Source organism: Mesorhizobium sp. MC2-1-1 (assembly GCF_057597255.1).
Window position 1 is genome coordinate 1,193,639 of the sequence record NZ_CP195205.1, and the last position, 26,059, is coordinate 1,219,697.

Annotated in this window: 24 protein-coding genes; 10 read left to right on the plus strand and 14 right to left on the minus strand. The window is 63.8% G+C overall.

The annotated features are described in order from the left end of the window. Positions 1–10: 10 nt before the first annotated feature. Positions 11–307 carry a co-chaperone GroES gene (gene groES / locus ACR64R_RS06085; protein WP_010915433.1) on the minus strand — a complete coding sequence of 99 codons (297 nt, stop codon included), beginning with the start codon at positions 305–307 and terminating at the stop codon, positions 11–13. A 229-nt stretch (positions 308–536) separates the two neighbouring features. Beyond that, positions 537–1,337, minus strand: coding sequence for a class I SAM-dependent methyltransferase (locus ACR64R_RS06090; protein ID WP_487360783.1), 801 nt, complete (start codon positions 1,335–1,337; stop codon positions 537–539). Between the two features lie 74 nt (positions 1,338–1,411). On the opposite strand from ACR64R_RS06090, the gene ACR64R_RS06095 reads away from it, so the two are divergent. After that, positions 1,412–2,263, plus strand: a complete 852-nt coding sequence (locus ACR64R_RS06095) for a hypothetical protein (protein ID WP_487360784.1) — start codon at positions 1,412–1,414, stop codon at positions 2,261–2,263. An 8-nt stretch (positions 2,264–2,271) separates the two neighbouring features. Here ACR64R_RS06095 and ACR64R_RS06100 read toward each other — a convergent pair whose 3' ends face one another. Beyond that, positions 2,272–3,033 carry an SDR family NAD(P)-dependent oxidoreductase gene (locus tag ACR64R_RS06100; protein ID WP_487360785.1) on the minus strand — a complete coding sequence of 254 codons (762 nt, stop codon included), beginning with the start codon at positions 3,031–3,033 and terminating at the stop codon, positions 2,272–2,274. Positions 3,034–3,139: 106 nt separating this feature from the next. Between ACR64R_RS06100 and ACR64R_RS06105 the strand changes: the two genes are divergently transcribed. Beyond that, entirely contained in the window at positions 3,140–4,036 is an 897-nt protein-coding gene (locus ACR64R_RS06105) for a LysR family transcriptional regulator (RefSeq protein ID WP_487360786.1), read from the plus strand. 4 nt (positions 4,037–4,040) lie between these two features. Here ACR64R_RS06105 and ACR64R_RS06110 read toward each other — a convergent pair whose 3' ends face one another. Further along, complete coding sequence (locus tag ACR64R_RS06110) at positions 4,041–4,667, minus strand: TetR/AcrR family transcriptional regulator (RefSeq protein ID WP_487360787.1); 627 nt, start codon at positions 4,665–4,667, stop codon at positions 4,041–4,043. Positions 4,668–4,788: 121 nt separating this feature from the next. Between ACR64R_RS06110 and ACR64R_RS06115 the strand changes: the two genes are divergently transcribed. The 4 genes from ACR64R_RS06115 to ACR64R_RS06130 all read left to right on the plus strand — a co-directional run bounded on the left by ACR64R_RS06115 (position 4,789) and on the right by ACR64R_RS06130 (position 9,444). Further along, positions 4,789–5,973, plus strand: a complete 1,185-nt coding sequence (locus ACR64R_RS06115) for an MFS transporter (RefSeq protein ID WP_487360788.1) — start codon at positions 4,789–4,791, stop codon at positions 5,971–5,973. Between the two features lie 14 nt (positions 5,974–5,987). Then, positions 5,988–7,289 carry a D-arabinono-1,4-lactone oxidase gene (locus tag ACR64R_RS06120; RefSeq protein ID WP_487360789.1) on the plus strand — a complete coding sequence of 434 codons (1,302 nt, stop codon included), beginning with the start codon at positions 5,988–5,990 and terminating at the stop codon, positions 7,287–7,289. Then, positions 7,286–8,422, plus strand: coding sequence for an alanine racemase (locus tag ACR64R_RS06125; protein WP_487360790.1), 1,137 nt, complete (start codon positions 7,286–7,288; stop codon positions 8,420–8,422). Before ACR64R_RS06120 ends, ACR64R_RS06125 begins: the two co-directional genes overlap by 4 nt. A gap of 86 nt (positions 8,423–8,508) precedes the next feature. After that, on the plus strand, positions 8,509–9,444 hold the full coding sequence (locus tag ACR64R_RS06130; RefSeq protein ID WP_487360791.1) for a bifunctional helix-turn-helix transcriptional regulator/GNAT family N-acetyltransferase: 936 nt from the start codon (positions 8,509–8,511) through the stop codon (positions 9,442–9,444). A 260-nt stretch (positions 9,445–9,704) separates the two neighbouring features. Here ACR64R_RS06130 and ACR64R_RS06135 read toward each other — a convergent pair whose 3' ends face one another. The 6 genes from ACR64R_RS06135 to ACR64R_RS06160 are packed head-to-tail and all read right to left on the minus strand — an operon-like array spanning position 9,705 to position 15,518. Beyond that, on the minus strand, positions 9,705–10,640 hold the full coding sequence (locus ACR64R_RS06135) for a phosphatidate cytidylyltransferase (protein ID WP_487360792.1): 936 nt from the start codon (positions 10,638–10,640) through the stop codon (positions 9,705–9,707). Continuing rightward, the gene (locus ACR64R_RS06140) at positions 10,640–11,299 is read right to left on the minus strand and encodes a lysophospholipid acyltransferase family protein (RefSeq protein WP_487360793.1); all 660 of its coding nucleotides are present in this window, start codon (positions 11,297–11,299) and stop codon (positions 10,640–10,642) included. Before ACR64R_RS06140 ends, ACR64R_RS06135 begins: the two co-directional genes overlap by 1 nt. Further along, complete coding sequence (locus ACR64R_RS06145; RefSeq protein WP_487360794.1) at positions 11,296–11,739, minus strand: hypothetical protein; 444 nt, start codon at positions 11,737–11,739, stop codon at positions 11,296–11,298. Before ACR64R_RS06145 ends, ACR64R_RS06140 begins: the two co-directional genes overlap by 4 nt. Further along, the gene (locus ACR64R_RS06150; RefSeq protein ID WP_487360795.1) at positions 11,736–13,073 is read right to left on the minus strand and encodes a phosphatase PAP2/dual specificity phosphatase family protein; all 1,338 of its coding nucleotides are present in this window, start codon (positions 13,071–13,073) and stop codon (positions 11,736–11,738) included. Before ACR64R_RS06150 ends, ACR64R_RS06145 begins: the two co-directional genes overlap by 4 nt. Before the next feature lie 12 nt (positions 13,074–13,085). Then, the gene (locus ACR64R_RS06155; protein ID WP_487360796.1) at positions 13,086–14,873 is read right to left on the minus strand and encodes a bifunctional alpha/beta hydrolase/class I SAM-dependent methyltransferase; all 1,788 of its coding nucleotides are present in this window, start codon (positions 14,871–14,873) and stop codon (positions 13,086–13,088) included. A 36-nt stretch (positions 14,874–14,909) separates the two neighbouring features. Then, on the minus strand, positions 14,910–15,518 hold the full coding sequence (locus tag ACR64R_RS06160) for a CDP-alcohol phosphatidyltransferase family protein (RefSeq protein ID WP_487360797.1): 609 nt from the start codon (positions 15,516–15,518) through the stop codon (positions 14,910–14,912). A gap of 268 nt (positions 15,519–15,786) precedes the next feature. Between ACR64R_RS06160 and ACR64R_RS06165 the strand changes: the two genes are divergently transcribed. From ACR64R_RS06165 to ACR64R_RS06175, 3 genes are all read left to right on the plus strand, one after another. Then, positions 15,787–16,266: a MarR family winged helix-turn-helix transcriptional regulator gene (locus ACR64R_RS06165; RefSeq protein WP_487360798.1), complete on the plus strand. Its 480-nt coding sequence runs from the start codon at positions 15,787–15,789 to the stop codon at positions 16,264–16,266. Then, positions 16,263–17,489, plus strand: coding sequence for an HlyD family secretion protein (locus ACR64R_RS06170; protein ID WP_487360799.1), 1,227 nt, complete (start codon positions 16,263–16,265; stop codon positions 17,487–17,489). Before ACR64R_RS06165 ends, ACR64R_RS06170 begins: the two co-directional genes overlap by 4 nt. Before the next feature lie 390 nt (positions 17,490–17,879). Beyond that, the gene (locus ACR64R_RS06175) at positions 17,880–19,412 is read left to right on the plus strand and encodes a DHA2 family efflux MFS transporter permease subunit (RefSeq protein ID WP_487360800.1); all 1,533 of its coding nucleotides are present in this window, start codon (positions 17,880–17,882) and stop codon (positions 19,410–19,412) included. Positions 19,413–19,743: 331 nt separating this feature from the next. Here the strand turns inward: ACR64R_RS06175 and ACR64R_RS06180 are convergent, their stop codons facing one another. Next, on the minus strand, positions 19,744–20,250 hold the full coding sequence (locus tag ACR64R_RS06180; protein ID WP_487360801.1) for a CAP domain-containing protein: 507 nt from the start codon (positions 20,248–20,250) through the stop codon (positions 19,744–19,746). A gap of 168 nt (positions 20,251–20,418) precedes the next feature. Here ACR64R_RS06180 and ACR64R_RS06185 point away from each other — a divergent pair, with 168 nt between their 5' ends. Beyond that, positions 20,419–21,243 carry a DUF2189 domain-containing protein gene (locus ACR64R_RS06185; protein ID WP_487360802.1) on the plus strand — a complete coding sequence of 275 codons (825 nt, stop codon included), beginning with the start codon at positions 20,419–20,421 and terminating at the stop codon, positions 21,241–21,243. A 26-nt stretch (positions 21,244–21,269) separates the two neighbouring features. Here the strand turns inward: ACR64R_RS06185 and ACR64R_RS06190 are convergent, their stop codons facing one another. The 3 genes from ACR64R_RS06190 to ACR64R_RS06200 all read right to left on the minus strand — a co-directional run bounded on the left by ACR64R_RS06190 (position 21,270) and on the right by ACR64R_RS06200 (position 26,024). After that, positions 21,270–21,902, minus strand: a complete 633-nt coding sequence (locus ACR64R_RS06190) for a LysE family translocator (RefSeq protein ID WP_127237283.1) — start codon at positions 21,900–21,902, stop codon at positions 21,270–21,272. Positions 21,903–21,990: 88 nt separating this feature from the next. Then, complete coding sequence (locus ACR64R_RS06195; protein WP_487360803.1) at positions 21,991–23,964, minus strand: TadE/TadG family type IV pilus assembly protein; 1,974 nt, start codon at positions 23,962–23,964, stop codon at positions 21,991–21,993. Between the two features lie 158 nt (positions 23,965–24,122). Then, positions 24,123–26,024 (minus strand): pilus assembly protein TadG-related protein, encoded by a 1,902-nt coding sequence (locus ACR64R_RS06200; protein ID WP_487360804.1) that lies wholly within the window; start codon positions 26,022–26,024, stop codon positions 24,123–24,125. Positions 26,025–26,059: the final 35 nt, after the last annotated feature.

The following is a 26,059-nucleotide window of genomic DNA, read 5'->3' on the forward strand; positions in this document are numbered from 1 at the left end:
AGGCCGATGTTCAGCCGATGATGCCCATGATGTCGGATTCCTTCATGATCAGAAGGTCTTCGCCATTGAGCTTGACTTCAGTGCCCGACCACTTGCCGAACAGGATGCGGTCGCCAGCCTTGACGTCCAAGGGCACGAGCTTGCCGCTTTCGTCGCGAGCGCCGGAGCCGACGGCGATGATCTCGCCTTCCTGCGGCTTCTCCTTCGCCGTATCCGGGATGATGATCCCGCCGGCGGTCTTGGATTCGGATTCGACCCGGCGAACGACCACGCGGTCATGAAGCGGGCGGAACTTGGACTTTGCCATCTTGTCTTCCTCGAATGAGAACGGTGAGAACTGTTCCTCCATCCGGCGAGGCCGCCGGACATCGGTTAGCACTCACCCAAGGCGAGTGCTAACGTGGCGCTGAAATAAGCTGGCGGGGTGTGAGAGTCAAGGCGCGCGCAAGGGGGCGATGGCGCGAAATTTTTCTAGCGCGGAACGCGAGGCGGAAAATGAACGGCCTGCAGCGAGGCACCAATGAGCAATCTCGCCGTCACTCCAGGTGCCTCGGTGCCCGCAAAACCAGCAGCGGGCAGCGTTCGGCGAGCCCGTATCTGCCGGTCGAGGCAAGGCCGACATCGCCGAAATATAACTTTGCCTCGTCGACGAGAGTCGCCGCGGGCGCGAAGCTGTAGACGGCCGGCGAGTTCCGGTAAACGTCGATGGTTCCGATGACCGGCAGTTCCCATCCGGTTCGGGCCGACAGCTCCTTGCGGTCGGGAAACATCCTGTCGAATTGTTCGAGGATGCCCCTAACCGGTATCGCGTAGTCAGGCGCGCCGCCCGTCGCGGTCATGGCCACGCGCCACTTGAGCTCGTGGAAGGTCGAGACGCCGCCGCTCAGCGCCAGGGCGCGGACATCCGACGGGTCGTCGGGGCTTTCGGGAGAGGCGTAAAGCCTGATGCCGGCGCGTCCGTCGTCCTTCAACGCGCGCGCGACCGACGCAAACAGCCTGCGCCTGAGGTCGGCGGCGCCGATGGCAGAGAGACAGCCGTCGCCGATCAGCGCTTCGACGCTTGCACCGGGAAAGGGCAGCGAGAACCAGTCGCCCTGCACGGCCTTGCGCGTGTCGCTGTCGCCGGGCCAAATGCCGGCGATCATGTCGGCGGACTCGTCGACCGATGTCATTGCCCCGCCAAGCCCGGCGAGCTCCGGCGTCACACCGAGCATGACGACATGCGATCGGGCAAGGTCAAGTTCGCGCTCGTAGGTTTCGACCACCTCCGCCGGCGGCCGCAGCGGCGGGCCGAGCAACTGCCAATGTTTGCGAATTGCATTCCAATGCTCTGTCATGCAAACCCCAGCCAGCAGCGCGTTGTATTCGATCGAATAGTCGACGACGCTTGTTAGGCCAAGTGGGGACAGGCATGGCGCGCATCGCGGTGATCACGCATGAGTTCGACCGCTTCCAGAGCCGGCGGGGGCTGCTCTTGCGGCGCGATAGCCCTTATATGCTGTTCGACCTGCTGGCGGAACTGAAGCGCCGCGGCCATTCGGTGCGGGTCCTGTGCGGCACTTCGGCCGAACCCGCCGCCGACATCGCGGTGCTCCATCTCGACGTGACCGTGACACCGCCCGATTATGTCGACTATGCGCGCCGCTTTCCCTTTTGCCTCAACATCGGCGCGGCCGATATTTCGAAACGCCGCATTAGCGGCGCCGTGATCGGCCGGGAAGATGGCTGGCAGGGAAGCGTCATCGTCAAGAGCAGCCTGAACCATTGGGGCACGCCGGAGCAGCAACTGAACCGGCGCGCCGGGCGCGCCGGCAGGCGGGAGCCGTTTCCCGGTGTCGAAGCTCTCGAAAGATACGAGGTCCATGCCTCGCTAGCCGACGTACCGGTCGAGGTGTTCGAGCGCCGGGATCTGGTTGTCGAGAAATTCATTCCAGAACCGGAGCCGGACGGTTTTGGCGCCCGTTTCTGGCTGTTCTGCGGCGAGCGCGAGCGCTGCACCCGCCATGTCTCGCCGCAGCCGCTCGTCAAGGGCGACGACACCATTCGCCGCGAACCGGTTCCGGTGCCCGACGAGCTTCGCGCGCTGAGGCGCAAGCTCGGCTTCGATTACGGCAAGTTCGACTTCGTCATGCATGAGGGCAAGGCGGTGCTGCTCGATGCCAACAAGACACCAGGGCGAGCCAGGAACCTGTCGAGCTTCGTCGCCGCCGGCAATGCCAATCTTGCCGACGGCTTCGAAGGACTGATCCGGCAGGTCACATAACCGATCGCCTAGATGTTCATGCCGCCCGACACTTCGATTCGCTGGGCGTTGACCCAGCGATTGTCGTCCGACAGAAGCGAGGCGATCATAGGGCCGATATCGTCGGCAACGCCGGCGCGCCCGAGCGCGGTGACACTGGCCACCATGCGGTTGATCTCTGCATTGTCGCGCACATGGCCGCCATTGAAGTCGGTGGCGATCGCCCCCGGCGCGACGGTGTTGGCGGTGATGCCGCGCTGGCCGAGCTCCTTGGCGAGGTAGCGCGTGAACACCTCGATGCCGCCCTTCATCATCGCATAGGCCGAGGAGCCGGGCGCGGCGAAGCGGGCGAGCCCGCTCGAAATGTTGATGATGCGGCCGCCATCATTGATCAGCGGCAGCAGCGCCTGGGTGAGGAAATAGACACCCTTGAGGTGGGTGTTCATCAGCGTGTCGAACTCATCTTCGGTCGTCTCGGCGATCATCTTGCGCAGGCCGGTGCCGGCATTGTTGACGAGATAGTCGAAGCGGTCGCGCTGCCAGGTTTCCAAAAGCGTCTTCTTCAACGCCGCCACGAAGGCCGGGAAGGTGGCGACGGCGCCGGCGTCGAGTTCGAGGGCCGCGGCGCGACCGCCGGCGGCCTCGATCTCGGCCACCGCCGACTTCGCCTCATCGACGCGCGAGCGGTAGGTGATGACGACGTCGACGCCCTTGCGAGCGAGGTTGAGCGCGGTGTTGCGGCCGAGGCCGCGGCTGCCGCCGGTGATGAGGGCGATGGGGCGAATGGTCATGGCGAAATCTCCTTCTGTTTGGCTGGAGATGCATATATCCGGCTGAGCAGCCGATATAATTGGGCATGGATTGCCAACACTATTCAGCCTGTGCGAACAATTGGCCATGGACAGGTTTGACGGCATGCGGCTTTTCACCCGCGTCGTGGAACGGCGCAGCTTCACCGCGGCCGCCGCCGATCTCGGCCTGCCGCGCTCCAGCGCGACTGCCGGGATCAAGCAACTGGAGGAGCGGCTCGGCGTGCAATTGCTCCGCCGCACAACGAGGCACGTCACGACGACGCTTGACGGCGAAGCCTATTATCAGCGCTGCATCGGCATCCTCGCCGACATCGAGGACGCCGAGGGTGGTTTCGGCGCGCATGAGGCGCGCGGCCGGCTAAGCGTGGACATCAACGGCCATTTGGCCCGCACCTTGGTCATCCCGGAACTGCCGGCCCTGCTGGAGCGCCATCCCGGGCTCAGCGTACATATCGGCGAGGGCGACCGTTTCGTCGATCTCGTGCGCGAGGGCGTCGATTGCGTGGTGCGCGCCGGCACGCTGCCCGACAGCGACATGATCGCACGGCGCATCGGCATGGCGCGCGAGGCGACAGTCGCCAGCCTCGCCTATGTCGAGCGCCATGGCTTGCCGCGATCGCCGGACGAACTTGCCGGACATATGATGATCGGCTTCGTCTCGTCGCGCACCGGGCAGGTGATGCCGCTGGAATTCACTGTCGACGGCAAGATCCGCGAGATCGTCCTGCCCTCCCGCGTCACGGTGTCCAATTCCGACACCGCCGCCGCGCTGGTGCGCCAGGGTTTCGGCCTCTACCAGGCGCCGCGTCGCCGCTTCACCACCGACCTCGATGCCGGCCGTCTGGTCGAGGTGCTGCCGGACAATCCGCCCACGTCAACCCCGATCTCCGTGCTCTATCCACGCAGCCGGCAGCTATCGCCACGGGTGCGGGTCTTCGTCGACTGGCTGGTCGAGATCCTGGGGCCCAAGCTCGATCCCTGATCCGTCAGAGGAATTGCCGCAACTGCGTGTGGATGATCGAGCGGTAATCCTCGATCGTGCGCTGGCCTTCTTCCTTGTTCTGCGTCAGCGCCAGCCGCACGACGCCGCCGGCAAGCTGGAAGATCAGGAACACGACGCGCCCGAACGCCTCGCGCTGCTCCGCGCGAAGCATCGGTGCGACATGGTCGCATAGCATCTTTGCTTGATACCTTGTCTCGGCGATGTCGAGATGCTGCAGCGCCTTGTCGGCCTGGATGGCGTTCTGCAAGTCCTGAATGGCCGGATCCGCCGCGACGCGGGCATAGTAGTCGTCCAGCATGCGGTCTGCCGCCGCCATGACGTCGCCCCGCCCGCTTATCCCGTCGATGATCGCGCCGAAGCGCGCCCGGCTTTCCTCGGAAAACCGCTCGTAGAGCATCGCCAGGATCGCCGACTTGCTGGGAAAGTAGTGATAGACCGTAGCGATCGGCCCACCGGCCAGCGCGCCGACTTCCCTCATCGTCACCGCGTCGATGCCCTTTTCGCCGATCAGCCGCATGGTCGTGGCGAGGATTGCGTCGATGCGCTCGCGGCTGCGCTCCTGTTTCGGCCTGCGCCTTGGCTCTGTCGCCCTCCGTCTTGCTTGCGTCATGCGCCAAATCTCTCACGAGAGTGCGAATTCCCGATTGACAAGAAACATGATCAAGTATCAGTTTCGTGAAAATACTGACAGCTTGTCAGTTTTTCAGCCGGGCTGCAAGGGAGGGCGCCTCGTGACTGTATCGCAATCCGCGCAGGTGGGAGATGGCGATTGGCTCGTTGGCAATCCGACGGGACTGCAACTGGTCTCGGCGCTGTGGATCGGCTCGGTCGGCCTGCTCATCCTCGGCCTGCAGCCGGTGCTGCTCGGCGCGCTTTACACGGAGAGCCATGTCACCGGCGACGAACTGGCGCTGGTCGCCACAGCCGAGATGATCGCGATCGGCATCGGCTCGGCGATCGTGGCCATGCTGCTCCCTGCCAGGAACATGCGCTGGAAGAGCGCGGCGCTGCTCGTATTGCTCGCGCTCGCCAATTTCTGGACCGCTTATGCCGGTAGTCCCAATGCGTTGATCGGGGCCCGCGCCTTGGCCGGCCTGTCGGAAGGCGGGCTCGTTGCTGTCGCCACGGAATTGATCGCCCGCTCGCGCCGGGCCGAGCGCATCGGCGGCTATTTCGTCACGCTGCAGACTTTGGCGCAATGCGCGCTGGCGCTGATACTTGCGCTCTATGCCGTTCCCGCCGCCGGCTCGGCAGGCGGCTTCATCGCGCTCGGCATCGTCTGCCTGCTGTCGTTGGTCGTCGCCTGGACCGTGCCGGACGACTATGCCGACCTGCCGAAGGAAGAGCAGTTCGCCAATGTGGCGACCTTGCCCGCGATAACCGCGCTCTTGTCGATCTTCTGTTATTTCATGTTCTTCGGCGCCGTCTGGGCTTTCCTCGAGCCCATCGGCGCGCAGTTCGGCATCGACGGCCGCACCGTCGGCCTGATGGTCTCGGCAAGCCTGGCCGCGCAGGTGATCGGCGCGATGACCGCGACCGTCCTGGAGTCGCGCATCGACTATCGTTTTGCCATCACCATCATCGGGGTCATCGCGGCGATCAGCTCGGTGTTGCTCGCATCCGGCCCGGGCCTTTCGGTGTTCTGGGCGGTGGCGCTGGTGATGGGCTTCATCCTGCTCTTCATCGTGCCTTACCAGATCCGGCTGGCGATCACCGCCGACGAGACACGCACGGCCGTGCTGTTGGTGCCGGCCGCGCAGCTCTTCGGCCTCGCCATCGGCCCGATCGCCGCCTCGCTTTTGATCGATGGCGGGAACTTTCGCCCGGTGCCCGAATTCGCCGCGGCGACTGCTTTGGCCAGCGTGATGTTGCTTGGCGTCTTCGCGCTGGTCACGCGGCGGCATGGTCGGGCCTGAACGGAAGGATCGAGATGGCAGACGCCTGGAGCAACTGGTCGGGCTTCGTCACGGCCTCTCCGAAATTGATCGCGACACCGGCCGATGCCGCCGAGCTGGCCGAACTTGTGCGCACGGCGCCAGGTCCGCTGCGCGTCGCCGGCGCCGGCCATTCCTTCACGCCGCTGGTGCAGTCCGCGGGTACCATCGTCTCACTTGAGAAGATCGAAGGGCTGGTCTCGCACGATGCGGCGAACAACCGCGCGCGGGTGAGGGCGGGGACGAGACTGGGCGCCCTGATGCATATCCTGCGGGACATCGGGCAGGGCCTGCCGAACATGGGCGACATCGACAGGCAGGCCATCGGCGGCGCGCTCGGCACGGCGACGCACGGCTCCGGCCCGACGCTCGGAGCCTATCACACGCAGTTGGAGGCGGTGCAGCTCGTCGACGGGCAAGGCAGGCTGCGCGAGTTCAGCCGGGCGAGCGACCTGGACATGATCCACGCCACCGGCGTCGCGCTGGGCAGCTTCGGCGTGCTGACCGAAGTAACGATGAACAACGTTGCGACCTATCGGCTGCGTCGCCGCAAATGGGTGCTGCCCATCGGCGAAATGCTGCGCGATTTCGAGAAGATGATGGCCGCGCATCGCTCGGCCGAGTTCTACTATATCCCCTTCGCCGACCATGCGCAGTTCATCGCCAGCGATCTCAGCGACGCAGCGCCGACGGCGCGACCGACCGAGGATGACGAGGAAGGGCTGGCGACCTTGCGCAAGCTGCGCACCGCGTTGCGCTGGCTCCCGTTCGTGCGCCGCACGCTGATCAAGGGCGCCGTCAGGAAAGTTCCGTCCGAGGACTATGTGCAGGAGTGGCTCAACGTCTATGTCAGCGACCGTCGCACCAGATTCAACGAGATGGAATACCACCTGCCTTTCGACGAGGGTCCGAAGGCGCTGGCCGAGATCATCGCGCTGACGGAGAAGCACTTTCCGGAAGTCTACTTCCCAATGGAGGTGCGTTCGGTCGCGCCCGACGAATTCTGGCTTTCGCCCTTCTACAAGCGGCTGACCTGTTCGATCGCCATCCACCACGACGCGGCGAACGATCCGCTGCCGTTCATGCGCGCCGCCGAGCCGACCTTCCGCAAATATGGCGGCAGGCCGCATTGGGGTAAGATGCACAGCCTGAAGGCGGCGGATTTCAGAAAACTCTATCCGCGATGGGACGATGCGATGGCGGTGCGCCGCGACATCGATCCGGACAATCGCTTCGTGTCGCGCTACATGGCCGGCCTGTTCGGCATAGAACCCAGTCCTTCAGGCATCCAAGGATGAGCGCCTATTTCGCCGCTCTGTCCGATGCGCTGAAAGCCGCCGACATTTTTCGGCCTTGCCTTGTGCTCGATCGCGACCGGCTCGACGGCAATATCGCGCTGGTGAAGGAGAGGTTGGCGCCAGGCCTTGCCGTGCGGCTGGTCGACAAGTCACTGCCTAGCATGCCGCTGCTATCGCATATCGCCAGAGCGCTCGGCACCGACCGCTTCATGACCTTCCATCCGCCGGTGACGCAGGCCGTGCTGGATGCTTTTCCGGACGGCGATCTTCTTTACGGCAAGCCGATGCCCGTCGGCGCCGCCAGGGCCGCGCTGACCAGGGGCGGCGCGGGCTGGTGGTCGCGTGTCTGCTGGCTGATCGACACGCCGGAACGGCTAGCCGAATATGGCGGCTTGGCCGCCGCGCTCGACACCGAATTGCGCTTCGCCTTCGAGGTGGATGTCGGCCTGCATCGCGGCGGTTTTTCCAGTCCGGCCGAGATCAAGGCGTTGACGATACCGAAGGGTCTGCGCTGCGAAGGCATCATGGCATATGAGGCGCATGCGCCGGAGATACCGGGCTTGTTCGGCGGCGCGGCCAAGGCGCTGAAGCAGGCCTCGGCCAAGGCCGCCGGGTTCGCCGCCGCGCTCGGCCCGGACCAGCGCCAGATTCTCAATATAGGTGGCTCCAAAACGGCGCTGCTGCATGGCGGTAGCGTCGCCAACGAAGTGTCGATCGGCTCGGCCTTCGTGTTGCCCAGGGACTTCGATACGCCAGGCCTGAAAGGCTTCCAGGCGGCGGCCTTCGTCGCGACGCCGATCCTGAAGGCGCTCGATCCGATGCTGCCCGGCCCGCCGGCGTTTTCCAGGGCGTTGCAGGCGCTCGGCCTCTTTCCGCGCAAGGGCTGCTATCTCTATGGCGGCAAATGGATGGCCGAGCCGGTGTTTCCCGAGGGCATGAAGGCGAATGGGCTGATCGGCCTGTCCTCGAACCAGCAATTCATGGGCCTGCCGGCCGCAGCGGATGCAAAGCCAGGCGACTACGCCTTCCTGCGGCCGACGCAGAGCGAGGCCGTGCTGCAGCACTTTGGAGCAATTGCGGTGTTTGCCGGCGGGCGCATCGCGGAGTTCTGGCCGGTGCTGCCGATGGGGTGAGAGCTACTTTGCGTAACGATCGGCTCCAAGAATTTGTTGACTCAGTCAACTAAATGGTTTCTCCTGTCCGGGATAGGAGAAACTCGATGACCATCCACGACCACCCGGGCAAGGAGCGCATCGATGTCGTGCGCGCCTTTAACCGCTTCTACACTCGGCAGATCGGACTGCTCGACGAAGGTCTCCTGAAGAGCCCGTTCTCGTTGACCGAGGCGCGGGTGCTTTATGAGCTTGCCAATCGTGATGGGCTCGTCGCCAGCGATCTGGTGCGCGACCTTGGCCTCGACCCTGGCTATGTCAGTCGCCTGCTCAAGAAATTCGAGGAACGCGGCCTGGTCGAGCGCGCCGCCACGGAGGCAGATGCGCGCCGCGCCTCGATCGCGCTGACGCCGGCGGGCAGGCAAGCCTTCGCGCCGCTCAACCAGGATTCGCACGACCAGGTGCGCGCGCTGCTCGGCCGCCTGGCGCCCGTCGATCAGGAGCGTCTGGTCAAGGCCATGCGGACCATCCGGGACCTGCTCGGCGACAGGCCCGAAACCAAGGTACCCTACATCCTGCGGCCGCTGCAGGTCGGCGATATCGGCTGGGTCACGCGCCGCCAGGGAATGCTCTACACGCAGGAGTATGGCTGGGACGGAACCTACGAGGCGCTGGTCGCCGAGATCCTCGCCGAGTTCGTCAGGAAATTCGATCCAGAGTGGGAGCGCGCTTGGATCGCCGAGCGCGAAGGCGAGGTGGTTGGTTCCGTCTTTGTCGTGCGCAAGTCGCCCGAGGTGGCGAAGCTCAGGCTCCTCTATGTGGAGCCGTCGGCGCGTGGCCTGGGCATAGGGCGGCGGCTGGTCGACGAATGCATCGCCTTTGCCCGCGCCAAGGGCTACGGGACGTTGACGTTGTGGACCAACGATATACTGGGCTCGGCCCGCCGCATCTATCAGGCGGCGGGATTCCGGTTGGTCGATGAGGAACGCCACCATTCCTTCGGCAAGGACCTTGTCGGCCAGACCTGGAATTTGGAGCTGTAGCGCTTCCCCTTTTCACCTCCTCAAGCCCACCATTGCCGGTATGCGCGTCGAACCCGGGGCCGTAACGCTCGAGTTCCGGCGCGATGGCCATCCCGGGGTCGTGGCCTGCAGTCAGTTCCAGGAGCTGACGCCGAAACATCCCCGTCGCGGCACAGTCGGATTTCGTCTTCCCCGGCTGGTGCCACGGCATGAAGCCGGACGGCTTGGTCACCCCAGACACGCTTGCCCCGCGCGGCATCAAGACGCCGGTAACTGGCCTGCTAGACCGTCCAGAAATAGCGCACGATGTGGAAGAAGATTGGCGCGGCGAAGACTAGGCTGTCGGTGCGGTCGAGCATGCCGCCATGGCCTTCGATCAGATGGCCCCAGTCCTTGACGCCCTGGTCGCGCTTGATCGCCGAGGCGACGAGGCCGCCGAGAAATCCCATCGTGCAAGCGACGAAGGCGACGGCCGAGGCCTGCAGCGGCGAGAACGGCGTGATGAAGGCGAGAAGCGCGCCAAGCAGGCTCGACGCGACCAACCCGCCGATCAGCCCCTCCCAGGTTTTCGACGGTGACACGTTAGGTGAGAAGCGATGTTTTCCGAACAGCTTGCCGAAGATGTATTGCAAGACGTCGCTGCCCTGCACGACGATAATCAAGAAGGCGATGAGCAGAAGGTTGCGGCCTTCGAAGCGAGGCACGTTGAGCGTCAGCAAAGCGGGGACATGGCTGACGCAATAGACAGAGATCATGATCGCCCATTGCTGCGCCGAGACACGCTCCAGAAAACGTTCCGTGTCGCCGTGCAGCGCCGTGATCGCCGGCATAAGCAGGAAGCAGTAGACCGGAATGAAGATGACGAAGAGACCGTACCAGGCGGTCCACACCAGCCAGTACTGGAAGGGGATGACGATGCCGAACATGCCGAGCAACACCCAATGGTCGCTGCGGCGGCTGTGTGTCAGCGTCACGAATTCGCGCAGCGCCGCGAACGAGATCAGCGCGAACAGTATGGTCATGCCGTAACGGCCGAAGAAGAAGGCGACCGCCATCAGCGCCACCATCACCCACCAGGCGTTGATGCGCTGCGTGAGATTGACGAGCGTAGCGCTCAACGGCTTCGGCGCGCGCATCGAGAGGATGCCGGCGGTGACGCTGGCGGTGCTCAGCACTACGAAAAGGCCGATGATCAGGATAATGATTTCGTGGCGCATCAATCGTCTCGGTCGGGGCGCGGATTAAGCGCCAGAAGCTCGGCACGGGCGCGCTGGAGGAAAGCGCGGCGTTCCTCCCCCGGCGCCACAACGACCGGGGCGCCGAAGACGACGCGGCAAAGCAGCGGCACCGGCAGGAACTGGCCCTTGGGCAGCACGCGTGACATGTTCTCGATCCAGCAGGGGATCAGCTCGACGTCGGGCCGCGCCATCGACAGATTGTAGAGGCCGGAACGAAAAGGCAGCAGCTCGTCGGTGGTGTTGCGGGTGCCTTCCGGGAAGATGATCAGCGAGTGGCCGCGATCGAGCACGGAAAGCATGATCGAGATCGGGTGCTCCGCTTCGCTCGTCCATTGCCGGCTGATCAGGACCGAAGACAGCATGTCCTCGGCGATGAAGCGGCGCAGCCTCGACTTGCCCCAATATTCGGCCGCGGCGACCGCGTGCGTTTTGGCGCGCTCCGTCTCGCTTAGGCAGGCCGAGAGCAGGATGAAATCGCCATGGCTGGTGTGATTGGCGAAATAGATGCGCTGCCGGTCGGACGGCTGGCTGCCGCTCCAGATCGGCCGCACGCCGGTGACCGCCCAGGCCGTCGCCGAGAGGCCGACCGAGGTTACGGTCTGCAACAGCGTGTAGGTGCGCATCGAAAGCTTGCTCATCTCGTCATCCCGAATCCGGCGCTGAGGAACGCGACGACGAAGACCGCGACGGCGATCCGCTGCCTGGCAAGCAGGCGGCGCGTTCCGGCGATGCGGTCGTCAAGCGGACGCGGCGTCGGCGAAGCGGGTTTGAGTCGCATGCGGCTCAGCATGTCGTCGACAGCGGCGCCTCCTGATATCTCGTCGCCATGCGTCGCCATCAGCCGGAACAGCAGCGCATCGAAGGCGAGAAGCGCCGAGAGCCCGAGCACCACGACGGCGCTCGCCGCCGCGACGAGAAGCGCCAGCACCGCAAGCAGCGGATGGAGCGCGCCGCGCGCCGAGGCAACCAGTGGCGCGATGCTGTCGAAGGCGATCACGATCGCGGCCGGCCATGCCGCCTGCTTGACCAGCATGGCGGCGAAGGCGGCCGTCTTGCGCTTATAGGCATCTTCGCTCATGCCGGCCCGTCCAGGCCGACCTGAAGATGCACTGGCCGGCCGGACGCGGCGAGCCGCGTGCGCGCCTGCGCCGCCGTATCCGAGCGGCCGGTTGCGACCAGCCAACGGGCGACGACGGTGGCGCTGCGCTGGAACCCTAGTGCGCAGCAGACCAGCACGGTGCCCCGCCGGCGCGCCGGCTCGATCGCCGCGACCGCCTGGTCGAGCGTGCCGACGGGCGGCGGCAGGAGATCGAGCATGGGAAAGCTGATCCAGCGGCCCGGCGTGTCGCCAGGCCGCTCCAATTCGACGGCAAGATCAATCACCGTGCCGAAGGCCTGCGCTTCGCCAGCGCCGGGAAATCTTCCGAGAAAGACACCATCGGTGACGGCCACCGTCGGCGGTAGCCTGCGCGTCCAGGCCCAGACATTGACCCTGGCGCCCAGCCGGTATGGCCAGAGCAGGATGCGGCTTGCCAGCGACACGCGGCCGTCCGCCGTCTTCTGGAACACTTTTGGACCGGCACCGGCATAGCTGAAAGCCACGATGGCCAGCGCAAGCGCCGGCCACAAAAGGATAAGCGCGAGCGCCGAGAGGAAAGCGCCGACGGATGCGCCCGCTAGCGCCAGAACCGCGCCCAGCGCGTAGTAGAGCGAGAGCCGCCGCGACTTGGCATCGGCTGTGAGGCGAAAACCGGCGAAGGGCAACTCGCCCATTGCCGGAAACAGCCATAACGCGAAGAAGCCGAGCAGGGCGCCGGTCGGGATATCGACGGCTTGGTGCTGCCAGGTCGTCAGCACCGACGCGCCGATCAGGAAGCACCAGGAGTGCCAGAGCGTGAGCAGGGGGCCGGAAAGGCGCTGGCGCCAATGATCCCAGATGATCACCAGCAATGCGATATGCAGGGACGGCGCCTGGTTGAACGGCTTATCAAAGCCACCGAGCACGGCAAACATGAAGCCCGGCAGGCCGGTCGTCGCCGGCCGCGCGAAGGTGGCGGTCAGGGGAAACAGGATGAAGCAGGAGACGGCGACGACCTGCGCGGCGAGGTAGCGACCGGCCAGCCGGTTCACACTTTGCGTGCTGTCGTTGAGCAGCAGCGACAGGGCGTAGAACAGGTTGATCGACCAGTAGGGCACGATCGTCCAGGCGAGAAACGGGACGTGGTGCTCCCACGAGAAGACGATGCTGCCGACATATCGGTGTGTCGACGCCAGCCAGTTGGCGAAGCCGTAGGTCGAATAGAAGAATGGCGCGAGGAACGCGAGCCATAGCGCCGCCCGTAGGGCGACACGTCCATAGGGCTCGGCGGCTGCGCTCGCTGGAAGTGGCGGAGGTTCGGCGCTGGCGGGCATGCGTGGACGGTCCTAAACCCGCCTTGCCAGCGAGACGGTGAAGATGCCCCATTGGTCGATGCGCTGGTCGAGCTTCTCGAATCCGGCGGCCTCGACGAGCTGATCCATCTCGGCTTGCGTGCGCCGTCGCATCACCCAGGCCTGGCCGCCGCGATGCGAGGTCAGGCTGCGCGCGATCATTTCGAGCTGCGGATGCCAGGGCTGGTTGGTGTAGATCAGCAGGCTGCCGGGCTGCATGGCGCGGGCCAGGCCGCTGAGCGAGCGGGCTATCAACGCATTGTCCGAGAAGAGCTCGTAAAGGCCAGAGACGATGGCAAGATCGGGAGCCGGGTCCAGCGCGGCGAGCCCGTCGCCGTCGAAGGCATCGGCGCGGCGGAACGAGACGCTCGCCGGCAATCGCCGATCGGCGATCAGCTGACGGCCGAGCTCGACATTGAGATCGGAATAGTCCTGCAGCCTCACGCTGGCCGGCTGCTCGGGACACTTGGCGATAGCGTCGAGCACGTAGCGGCCGTGGCCGGCGGCGATGTCGAGGATGTGGCCTGCTCGTCCGGCCGCTTTCAGCGTTGCCAGCGCCTGGCCGATCAGTTCCTCGATGTTGAGCTTGCGCTGGCGGATGCCGCGCCAGCCGATGGCGTCCAGAAAGGTCCGGTCGACAATGCGGCCGATAGGTCCGAGGCCACGTGGCTCGTTCTCGTAGACATAGTCCAGCGTCGAGCCGGAATCGAAGCCGGTGCCGACGCCGATCTTCATTCCGCGCGAGAAGAAGCTGCCGCTTCGGATGAACGAGCGGCTCATGGCCCAATAGAGGCCCCTGGGCGACAGGAGATCGAGCGGCGAGGCAAGCCTGTCGGCCTCGTCGCGCGTGTGACCGGCGATGTCCGCCTGCTTCAGGTCGACGGCTTCGGCCGGCGACGCGAATTGTCCCTCGATGAACGGCCGGATCAGGTCGAGCGCCTTGGCGCGATCGCGCTCACCCAGCGTGTCGTGGAAGAAGCCCGGCAGCACATGCCGTTCCTTCACGCGGCTGCCGAGACTGACGAAGAACTCGTGCTGGGGGCCGTGCCGCACCACCCAATCGCTGCCGGACAGCAGAAGCTGCGTCGGCACGGTGACGGCGCGAGCGTCGGAGACGATGCGCGCCGCATGCTGGTAGAGCTCGACCAGTATGTTGGAAGCGATCGGACGCGTGATCAGCGGATCGTTCTCGAACGAGGCGATGCGCACGGGGTCATGGGTCAGCAGGCTCGCCTTGACGTAGGAATTGACGAAGAAGCGTCCCTTGATCTTTTGCCACAGCGCAATGCCTTCCTTGGCGAAGGGGACATAGAGCTTGACCGAGAAAGCCGGCGAGGCGAGCACCATGGCGCGCAGTTTCGGCGCATAGTCATGCACCCAGGCGGCGGCGAGCACGGCGCCGAAGGATTGCGCGATGAGCGCGATGTCCTGGGCGCCAAAACCGTCCTTGGCGGAGATCTCACGCATGAAACAGTCGATATCGCGCACCAGTGCCGCGAAGGACGGCGCGTAGCCGCGCTCGCCGGCGGAGCGGCCGTTGCCGCGCGCATCCCAGGCATAGAAGGCGTAATCGGGCATGCTGAGTTCGTCGACCAGATGCGCCATGCGGCCGCCATGCTCATGGCCGCGATGGAAGAGCACGATCGCGCCCTTGGCCTCCTCGGAAACCGCTGGCCAGAAACGGTAGAAAATCTCCGTGCCGTCATAGCTGCGGAAGCTGCGCTCCTGCGCCTGCCGCGCAGAGCTTTCCGCCGACGCTGCTGCGATCTGTTCGTGAAGCATGCTGTTTTTCTCGGACGGCATGGCGAGCCTTACTGCTTAGCCGGAGTTGCCTGTAAGACCGGCACGTATCCGGTTTATGGCGGTTAGCAGCGAAAGCGTAGCCATGGCCGGAAACACAAACGGCGCGAGCGCCCCTGGCCAGAGGCCGACGGCGCACAGAGCCGCGATCACGCCGAGCCCCAGCGCCCTATCGCTCTTGCCGAACGGGCCCGCATAGCTGCGACCGATGCCTGCGGGGATGCCGAGAACGCCGGCGAATTCTGCGAGCATGGCTGCCATGGCAAAGGCGACGACACCCCATTGGCTGAATTGCGCAAAGGCGGCGAAGGGCAGGATCAACGCCGAATCGGAAACGACATCGCAGATTTCGTTCAGATACATGCCCAGGGTAGAGGCCTGGCCATGCTCCCGCGCCAGCATGCCGTCCATCGCGTTGAGCGCCATGCGCACGAACAGCACCAGGGGAATGAGCAGCAGAAGCAGGCGCGAGCCGGGCGCCGCCGCAATCGCCGCGCCGGCTGCGATCGAGAGGACGGCCGCCAGTAAGGTGATGAAATTGGCCGTCACGCCCATTGCCGCCAGACGGGCGACAAGCGGCCGCAGTCTGTCCTGGAAGGCCGGCTTCAGCGCATAGAGCGTCGGCATTGCGTGATCCCCCGATCCACGGTGCGAGCTTTACCACGAGCGAGCCGAGCGGCGCTAGCGTAAGGGAGGAAACACAGTGGATTTCAGACGGTTGAAGCCTTGCTGTGAATGCATCGCCTGAAACCGCAGGCTCAGCCTCCGTTCGCCGATTGGCGAATTCACCAGGCGCTAACCATGGATGCATCGCATTCCTGATATCTCGGTTTGCGGGCTTTTGGGACAAAGCCCCCCACTTGAATAGTAAGCACGCTTATAATATGTATCGCTCATGGTTTCAGATGGTATCGACAGATTGGGATTCTTGATCCACGACGTGCAGCGCCTGATGCGCAAGCGTTTCGAGGCGCGTGCCAGTGGGTTGGGGCTTTCCTCCGCGCAATGGCGGCTGCTCGTCCGCGTTGCCAAGGAGGCGGGCGTCGCGCAGGCGCGGCTCGCCGAGCTCCTCGAGATCGAGCCGATAAGCGTTTCACGCCTGGTCGACCGTATGGAGGAGGGCGGCTGGATCCAACGCCGCCAGGACGCGACGGACCGGCGCGTTCGGATGATCTTTCCGACCGACAAGGCAAATGCAGCCTATGCCGACGTCAAGAGCCTGGCCGGCGAAGTCTATGAGGAATCGCTGGCCGGCGTGTCGGCGGAGGAACGCCGCGTTCTGGTCCGCGTTCTCGACATCATCGTGCAGAATTTGACCGACGGCGAGACGTCGTCTCTGGAAAAGATCAAGAATTCGGAAGGGCGGGCAGCATGAACGCGGCAGCCAAGATAGAAGACGACAAAGTCACCAAGCTGAATGCGCCGGCGCAGCCGGTCGTTAATGCGCCCGCGCAGCCGGTCGCTGAAGCCCCGGCCAAACCGGCCGCCGCTACGGTTGCGGCTGCGCCCGAGCCGCAGCCGGCACGCGCCGCGCCGAAGAAAAAACGCCGCCTCGGCCGCTTCCTGCTGATGGTCGCCCTGCCGCTGGCGCTGCTTGCCGGCGGCTCATATGTCTGGGTCACGGGCGGCCGCTATCAGGAAACCGAGAACGCCAATCTGCAGCAGGCCAGGATTTCGGTCGCCTCCGATTCGGCCGGCCGTATCGTCCAGGTCGGCATCGTCGACAACCAGCTGGTCAAGAAAGGCGACCTTCTCTTCGTCATCGATCCCGAGCCTTACAAGATCGCGCTCGCTCAGGCCGATGCGGCGGTGGCCGGCGCGCGGCTCAATGTCGAGCAACTGCGGGCGGCCTACAGCCAGGCGACGGCACAGGAAAAGTCGGCCAGCAGCGAGGTCGAATATGCGCAGTCGCAATATGACCGCGCCGCCGATCTCGCCCAGAAGGGCATCAACGCCAAGTCATCGCTCGACCAGGCCCGCAACGACCTCGACAAGGCCAAGCAGCAGCTGGCCGTCGCGCAGCAGGGCATCATCAGTGCCAAGGCGGCGCTCGGCGGCAATCCGGACATCGAGACCGACAAGCACCCGACCGTGATGGCGGCCTTGGCGGCACGCGACAAGGCTGCCTACAACCTCGCCCAGACCACGGTGAAAGCGCCGGCTGACGGCGTCATCTACCAGGCCGCCTCCTTCAAGGTCGGCCAGTATGTAGCCGTCGGCACGCCGCTGTTCGCGCTGGTCGAGAACGAGGACACCTGGATCGACGCCAATTTCAAGGAAACCCAGCTCACGCACATGAAGCCGGGCCAGAAGGCGGAGATCGTGGTCGACACCTATCCGGGCCGCACCTTCGAGGCGACCGTCAAGGCGATCGGCGCCGGGACGGGCGCGGAGTTCTCGCTGCTGCCCGCGCAAAACGCCACCGGCAATTGGGTCAAGGTAACGCAGCGCATCCCGGTGCGCCTGGAACTGACCGATCCCGACGCCAAAATGGCGCTGCGCACGGGCATGAGCGCCACCGTCACTGTCGACACCGGCGTGGCGCGCGGCCTGCCGTCGATCTTCGGTCACGCCACGGCGGGAGAGCAAGCGCAGTAGCGACAGCGATGCCCGCCGCTATCCGGCGGACGTTCAGGGGATTGGTCAGACGGGAGGAGTGGCAAGGATCAGCAAGACGAGCCGCATGGCGGCTGGTTCGAAAGCTGAGGCCTGGGCACGGCCCCGTCGGTCCTCAGGTTTCCGGGCGGCAGGCATCCGCTCCAACAGAGACTTTCGGTCGATGTAACCCCCACATCGATAGTCGCGTCCCACCGCGATGATGGTCTCACAACGGAAGGCTTTGCCGCCCGGAAACCTGGAGCCGGATTAAATCTGAATACGGCTCCAAATCAAAGAGATAGAGCATGATGTCGCCCGAAGACCGTTCCACGCCTTTCTGCATCGGGCCCTAAGTATACACGGTTTTGTTACTGCTGGAAGTTCAGCCTCATGAGCATGCCCGAAACCTTCAAGGAAGTGCCGCATCGCGGGCTGATAACGGTCGCGCTGATGCTGGCGACGATCATGCAGGCGCTCGACACCACGATCGCCAATGTCGCGCTGCCGACGATGACCGGCGACCTTGGTGCGTCGCCCGATAACATCAATTGGGTGCTGACCTCCTATATCGTGGCGGCTGCGATCATGACGCCTGTCACCGGCTGGCTCGCCGACCGGCTGGGTCGCAAGGAGCTGTTCCTCTTCGCCGTCGTCGGTTTCACCATCTTTTCCATGCTGTGCGGCCTCGCCTGGAGCCTCGAGACGATGGTGCTGTTCCGCTTGTTGCAGGGCGTGTTCGGCGCGGCGATCGTGCCCCTGTCGCAGACCTTCCTTCTCGACATCAACCCGAAGGAACGCCACGGCCAGGCAATGGCGATCTGGGGCGCCGGTATCATGCTGGGGCCGATCCTCGGGCCGACGCTCGGCGGCTGGCTGACCGAAAACTTCAACTGGCGATGGGTGTTCTTCATCAATCTGCCGGTCGGCATCCTGGCCTTCCTCGGCATGGCCGTCTATCTGCCGGTCGTTGCCAAGCGCATACGCGGTTTCGACTTCTTCGGCTTCGCCATGCTGTCGCTCGGCGTCGGCGCGCTGCAGCTTCTGCTCGACCGCGGCGGCGAGGTCGACTGGTTCAACTCGGCCGAGATCTGGATCGAACTCGCTTTGTCGCTGACCGGATTCTGGGTGTTCGTCATCCACACGGTGACCTCCGAACATCCCTTCATCGATCCGAAAATCTTCCTCGACCGAAATTTCGTGACCGGGCTGGGCTTCATTTTCATCATGGGCGTGCTGATCCTGGCCTCGATGTCGCTGTTGCCGCCGATGCTGGCCAACATCTTCGGCTATCCGACCGTCACCATTGGCGTCGTGCTTGGACCACGCGGCATCGGAACGATGATTTCGATGCTGGTCGTCGGCCGCATCATGCACCGGATCGATGCGCGGATCCTCGTCGCCATCGGCTTCCTGCTCACCGCGCAGTCGCTCTACACGATGGCGAGCTTCACGCCGCAGATGGACAACTGGCTGATCATCACCTCGGGTATCGTCCAGGGGCTCGGCATGGGCATGGTGTTCGTGCCGCTGTCGGCGGTCGCCTTTGCCACGCTCGACGCGCGTTACCGCACCGACGCCACCTCGCTTTTCAGCCTGGTGCGCAATTTGGGCTCTTCGATCGGCGTCTCGGTGGTGGCGGCGCTGATGGTGCGCAATACCCAGATCAATCACACCGAACTGTCGGCCTTCATCAACCCGTACAACCCGAACCTTTGGGCCGCGTCTCCGGCGGCGGCCGCCGGCGATCCCGCGGCGCTTTCGCAGGTCGACCGCGCCGTGAATGCCCAGGCGATGATGATTTCCTACATCAACGACTTCAAAATCCTGATGGTGATGACGTTGGCCGCAATCCCGTTCGTCATCCTGCTCCGCAAGCCGAAAGCGGCGCCGGCGGGTGGGGCTCCGGCTGCGCATATGGACTAGGATTGGCGCAGCAATTGGTGATGGCCGGGGGTCCAGGAGCCTGGCGGCGACAAGGGCGCCTGCGATCTACCGATAGAGACCAGGGTATTTGGCCTTTTCGATTTGACAATTTCCCGCCCTCTGGACCGCCATCGCGAAAGCTCGTTCATAGACGTGGACGGCCTTTTGGACCTTTTGTGGATTGGGGGTTAGGTGTTTATCCAGCCCGTCGTACAAAAGGACGGGGACAGTAATGACGGCTTTGCCATCTTCAGTCGGCTTCAACCGACACCTTTTCATCACGCCATTCATATCGCCCGCCATCGTCGCGGCCTTATGCAGCCAGCCGTCGTTACCTTCCCAGGACCAGCGCCCAGTAACGCAGCGCCGGATCGCGTCCGTCGCGCACATAGGCGAGACCGAAGCGGCTGAAATCCGGATCGAGCATGTTGCGGCGGTGTCCGTCCGAATGCATCCAGATGTCGAACAGCTTCGCAATGTCGAAACGGCCCTCGGCGATGTTTTCGGCCGCGGCGCCGCGCACGCCATTGTCCTTCATGCGTGAGGCGAAATCCTTGCCCCAGCCGGTCGTGTGGCTCATGCGTTCGCGCGAGGCCATATAGCCGGCCTGCTGCAGCGCCGCCTGTTCGAGCTGCGCGTCGGGCACCAGGGCTGGCAGCCCGGCCGCGGTTCGAAAACCGGCCAGCGTCGCCGTGGCGGACGAGGAGACGCCGGCGCCTTCGCCCGTCGGCCACGTGACGGTGCTGCAGGCCGCGATGCCGGCAAGCGCCGCGAGGCCGGCTGCCTTGAGCAGCGTGCGGCGATTGAGGTCGGGGAGAGTTGTGGCCGGGATGTTCATCCGGCCTCTGATACCCGCGATCATGGCTTTTGCCGGGCAGGCGATGAAAATCGCGTGAAGCGGCGACTTTTCCCGGAAGACCGGTTATCATCCGGGCGTTCTTGAAAGTGGCAGCCACGGGCGGCCACCCAAGCGGTGACCGCCCCCGATATAAAACGGAGGACGGTTATGGCCGGTTTTCATGTCATGGCGGATGCGTACGGGGCTCATGTGCAGCCCACGGTGCGACCCGTATCCACTTCTGACCTTTGGGATGCGCTGAAGCTCGGCGCCGAGGATTTCTGGGCCAAGCCGTCGCACTATGTTTTCCTGTGCCTGGTTTACCCGATCGTCGGCCTGATCCTGACGCAATGGAGCTCGGGTTCGAACGCCATCCAGCTCGTCTATCCGTTGATGACCGGTTTCGCGCTGATCGGTCCGTTCGCGGCCATCGGCCTCTACGAGATCAGCCGCCGGCGCGAGCTTGGCATGAACACCCACTGGCGGCATGCGCTCGACGTCCGCCATTCGCCGGCGCTGCCGTCGATCGCGGTCATCGGCATCCTGCTCTTCGCTCTGTTCCTTTTGTGGCTGTTTACCGCGCAGTCTCTCTACATCAGCCTGTTCGGCGCGGAGCCGCCCGCCTCGGTCGGCGCTTTCGTGCGCGACGTGCTGACGACCGGAAAGGGCTGGACGCTGATCCTCGTCGGCAACGCGCTGGGCCTCGTTTTCGCAATTGTCGTCCTTGCCACCACTGTCGTTGCCTTCCCGCTGCTGCTCGACCGCGATGTCGGCGCCGTTTCCGCGATCGAAACCTCGGCGCGCGCGGTGATGGTCAACCCGCTTCAGATGGCGCTTTGGGGCCTGACAGTCGCGTTGCTGTTGGTGGTCGGTTCAATCCCGCTCTTTGCCGGACTTGCCATCGTCATGCCGATTCTTGGACACGCGACGTGGCACCTCTATCGCAAGGTGGTAGAACCGGAGCAGATTCGGCCCGTGCGCCGTCCGATGTAGGAGACGGCCGCATTCTTGGATTGAAGTTAGCGTTGCGCCTCGGTCGCCATCTTGAGCGCCAGGGCTGTCAGCACAGTGCCCATCATCCAGCGCTGGACGACCAGCCAGAACGGACGTCCGGCGAGGAAGGCGGCGATCGAACCGGCGGTCACCGCGATGATCGCGTTGACGGTGAGGCTGATCGAAATCTGCGTCACGCCGAGCACCAGAAGCTGCGACAGCACATGGCCCTTGGCCGGATTGATGAACTGCGGCAAGAGCGACAGATAGAGCACCGCCACCTTCGGGTTGAGCAGGTTGGTCATCAGCCCCATGACGAAGAGCTTGCGTGGCCTGTCCCTCGGCAGCTCGCGGACCTGGAAGGGCGAGCGTCCGCCGGGCCGGAGCGCCTGCCAGGCCAGCCACAGCAGATAGAGCGCGCCGGCGAAGCGCAGCGCGTCATAGGCATAAGGCACGGCGAAGATGAGCGCGGTGATGCCGAAGGCCGCCGACACGACATAGAACAGGAAGCCGAGCGCCACGCCGCCGAGCGAGATCAGCCCGGCCTTCGGCCCTTGCGACAGCGAGCGCGAGATTAGGTAGATCATGTTCGGCCCGGGCGTGAGCACCATGCCGAGGCAGATCAGCGCGAAAGTCAGGTGGTTGGCGGCGTCGGGCATGGGGGTCTCCGCGAAAGCGGCCAAGAGTTGCGCCGCCGCGCGAAAGCACGCAAGGGCTTGACGAAGCTGCCCTTTACGCCAGTGCGCCTCAGCCCACCACCCGCAGGTTCGACAACTCGTTGGCGATTTCCTTGAAGTTGTCGGAAAGCGTCGCTCCGGTCGCGTTCCAGAACAGCTTGGCCGGCTTGCTGGGGTCCGTCGGGTCCTTGCGGAAACGGGAGTCGGAAGAGCAGGTCTTGAGCGCGGCCATCGCCTTCTGGTCGCTCGAGCTGGTCGAGGACATGTCGAGGGCCACCGTCATCACCATGATATTGCCGGCCTTGGCGTTGTCGCACAGCTTCGCCATTTGCTCGTTCATCGCCGCGGTATAGTTGCTCGACGAATAGTTGAACTGGCCGATCGCGCTCGATGTGCCGCCGAACAGGCGGGTGACCGAAGTGCCGTTATAGCCGACGCCGGTATAGCCGTGTGCGGCATAGGTCGACTTGTTGCCTGCCGGATCCGGATTGACCGTCGAATAGGTGTTCTCGCCGTCGGTGAGCACGATGACGACCTTGTCGTTGCCGCGCTCGGTTTCGGGACGGCCCTCGGTGAAGGGCGCGGCGCTCGACACTGTGCGCCAGCCCCAGGCCATGCCTTCGGGCACGTTGGTGTTGCCGTTGGGCTGCATCAGGTCGATCGCTGCCTTGATGGCCGCTAGCCCGTCCGTCTGAGTGACATCGGTGAGCGGCGTGATCGGCGTGGTGGTGCAGCTGTAATTGGGCCCGGCGCCCGAGCTGAGCTGAGGAGCATCGATCGGCCGGGGCTGGAAATACTTGGCCATGTTCGACTGCCTGGTCTTGCCGGTGGTGCTCGACGGATTGTCGTTCCACCAGCTGTTGGCGGCGCCGTAGGTCACCGGGTTCGCCTCGTTCGGGTTTTGCGTGATCTTCCAGTGATTGCCGGGCTCGTCGGGGGCGAACATCGGCACGAACATGGTCGCCGGATCGCCGACGCCGATGCCGGTATTGTTCGGGCCGCCCGAGGCAGGGGTGTCGTCGACATTGTAGGGATAGGGGCGGACCTCGACGCAACCCTGCCAACTGGCGAACGGGCCGTAGGTATCGTTGTAGTCGTATTCGGTATGGCTGCTCTTGCAGGTATGGTTGGACCGATACGCGTCGCAGACGGTGCGCGCGCTGCCGGCGATGCGCTCGTGGCTCGTCACCACCTTCATGTCTTGATACAGCTCGAAGCGGCTCAGCACCTCGCCTTCCTCGGTGCCCCAGCCGGTGCCCTTCTTGTACCAGATGCCATTGATCTTCTGGGCGTATTTGTCGGGAGTATTCAGCGTCGACCAGTCGAAGTTTTCATTGGCGATCGGCGACAACCCGTAGACGTCCATCCAGGGGGCGTTGTCGTTGTCCGGCCCGACATTGACGGAGGCCGCGAACGGCACGAGGCTGAACTGGACCGGCTTGTCGATCTGCTTGATCTGCGCCGCCTGTTGCGCCAGCGTGTCGACAAGCTGCTTTGCAGCCTGTTTGAGCAGGTCGATGCGCTTCTGCCCCGAACCGGTGCCGGGCGTTGCCATGGAGCCCGAATTATCGAGCACCATCGCCACTTCCAGCGTGTTCTTCAGCCGCACCTGGGAGTCCATGTCCAGCTTGATCGTTTTCTTGGCGTCAACCTCGGATGCGCCGACGAGCAGCGAGGACGATGGATAGAAATAGGGATGGTAGCTCAGCGTGGCGTTCATGGTGAGCAAGCCGCCGCCGGCCTGGTTGGTCGGCAGCGTGATGTTGAGCGTCACGTCGGCAGGGTCGATATTGTTGAGGTTGGCGTTGAAGAAATCGACCGCGTAGGCTCTGATCTGATCGTCCGTGGCGCCCTCGGCAAGCCGTCGTGCGGCCGCGAAATTGGCGGCGTCGAGCGCGTTCAGCACCATGTGCTTCTGGCGGTTGAGCTCGCTGAAGTCGACCGCCAGCGCCACCGCACCCATCAGCGGCACCATGGCGATCGCGGTCATGAGGGCATAGTTGCCGCGGCGGTCATGGTAGAACTGATGCCAGAATTTGCGCATGGTAGTGAGACGGCCTCGCCAATCAATTCCTGGTCGCGCCGCACTTCCACGAAGCGCTGACGGGTGGTGTCGGCAAGCCGATCGATCGTCCAGTTGCGGTTTCACTGATTTGCCTGCGGCATAGTAGGATGGAAGACGCTCTTGCGGCGGCGCCGTGCTCAACTGACGATGCGCAGGTTCGACAATTCGTTGCCGATCGCCTTGAAATCGTCCGAAAGCGTGGCGCCGGTCGAATTCCAGAACAGCTTCGCGGGCTTGCTCGGGTTGGTGGGGTCCTTGCGGAAACGCGAGTCGGATGCACAGGCCGTAAGCGCCGAGATGGCCTTCTTCTCGGCAGTTTTCTGATTGCTGAGATCAAGCGAAACCGTCATGACGATGATGTTGTTGGCCTTGGCGTTGGCGCACAGCGTTTGCATCTGCTCGTCCAGAGCGGCGGTATAGTTGGCGTCGGTATAGGTGCTTTTGCCGATGGCTGAACTGGTGTTCATGAACATGCGAGTCACCGAGCCCGAACCGGGATATGTCAGGCCCGTGTATCCGTAGGCAGCATAGGTCGATCTGTTCTTGGCGTAACTGCCATCGTTGACGGAACTATAGGTATTAGCGCCATCCGTGAGCACAATGACAACCTTGTCATTGCCCTTTTCATTATTGTCACGTCCCTCCGTGAAAGGCTCGTTGCTGGAAAGCGTCCTCCAGCCCCATGCTAGTCCCTCTGGCACATTGGTATTGCCGGTAGGGGCCATCGCATCAATGGCATTGAGGATTGTCTGCTTACCGCTAGTCGTCGTTACGTCCTGCAACGGCGTGATTGGGCTGGTCGTGCAACCGGCATTGGGTCCATCGTCTGCGGGCACAGTCGCAGCGTTGTATGGCTTGATGAGAAAGTACTTTCGCATGTCTGATTGACGTTTGCCGACCGTCAGGCTGTCGCTCGAATCTATCCACCAATTATTGCTGTAGCCCCAGGAACTCGTGCTGGTCCGCGTGCCGTCGGTCCAGAGGTTACCAGCTTCGTCCGGCGCGAACATGGGAACGAAAAGCGTAGCGGGGGTGCCGGTGGTTGGTGTCGTGTCGTCCACATTATAGGGATAGGGCCTCGCCTCGACACAGCCTCCCCAAGCCTCATAAGGAGCGTTGGTATAGGTGTAGGTTTGGCAGGTGCCGTTGTTGTTTTTCTTGGTGCAGTTTCGGGTGGTGGACAGAATATCGTTATACAGGCTGAAACGGGTTGCTTTTGCGTTTTGGTTCACCCCCCAGCCAGTGCCGCGCTTGTAATAAGTGCTACCGACTTTCTCGATATACTTGTTTGGATCGTAACCTGCGGCATTTTTGAACATCTGCGACCAGTCGAAATTCTCGTGATGGATAGGCGAAATGCCATCCTGATCCATCCAGGTCTTATCTTTATTGGTCGACCCCACATTGACCGAGGCGGAGAATGGGACAAGTGAGAATTGTACAGGTTTATTGACCTGCCGCATCAGATCGGCTTGTCCGGCGAGCATGGTCACCAGTTCGGTGGCGGCGGCTTTGAGGAGTTCGATCCGCTGCTGGCCCGTGCCCGAACCGTTCAGACTCATGGAGCCGGAGTTGTCGAGCACCAGCGCCACCTCCAGCGTGTTCTTGAGGCGGATTTCGGACCGCGCCGAGAAGTTGACGGTGGTCTGACCCGGAGCGCCATCGCCCAGCAACATCACTGCGACCGGCAGGAAATAGGGTCGGTACTGCAACGCCGCCTCGAGAACCAGCGTGCCGCCGCCGGCGTTGTTGTTCGGCAAGGTCACCGTAAGCGCAGTGTTCGCGGGAAGGACGTGCCTAAGATTGGCTTCGAAGAACGTCCTGGCGTAGGCCTTCGCTTCGGCGTCACTCGCGCCGGCAACGATTTGCTGCGCCGTGGCTATGCCGGCCGCGTCGAGAGCATTCAGCGTTTCCTGCTTCTCCCGGACGAGTTCCGTATAATCCACCGCCAGCGCCACGCCGCCCATCAGCGGTATCATCGTGATAACCGTCATCAGGGCATAGTTACCCCGTCTGTCCTGGAAAAAATCGCGAATCATCCTATCTACCCCCGCCAAGGATCGGTGCCTGGATG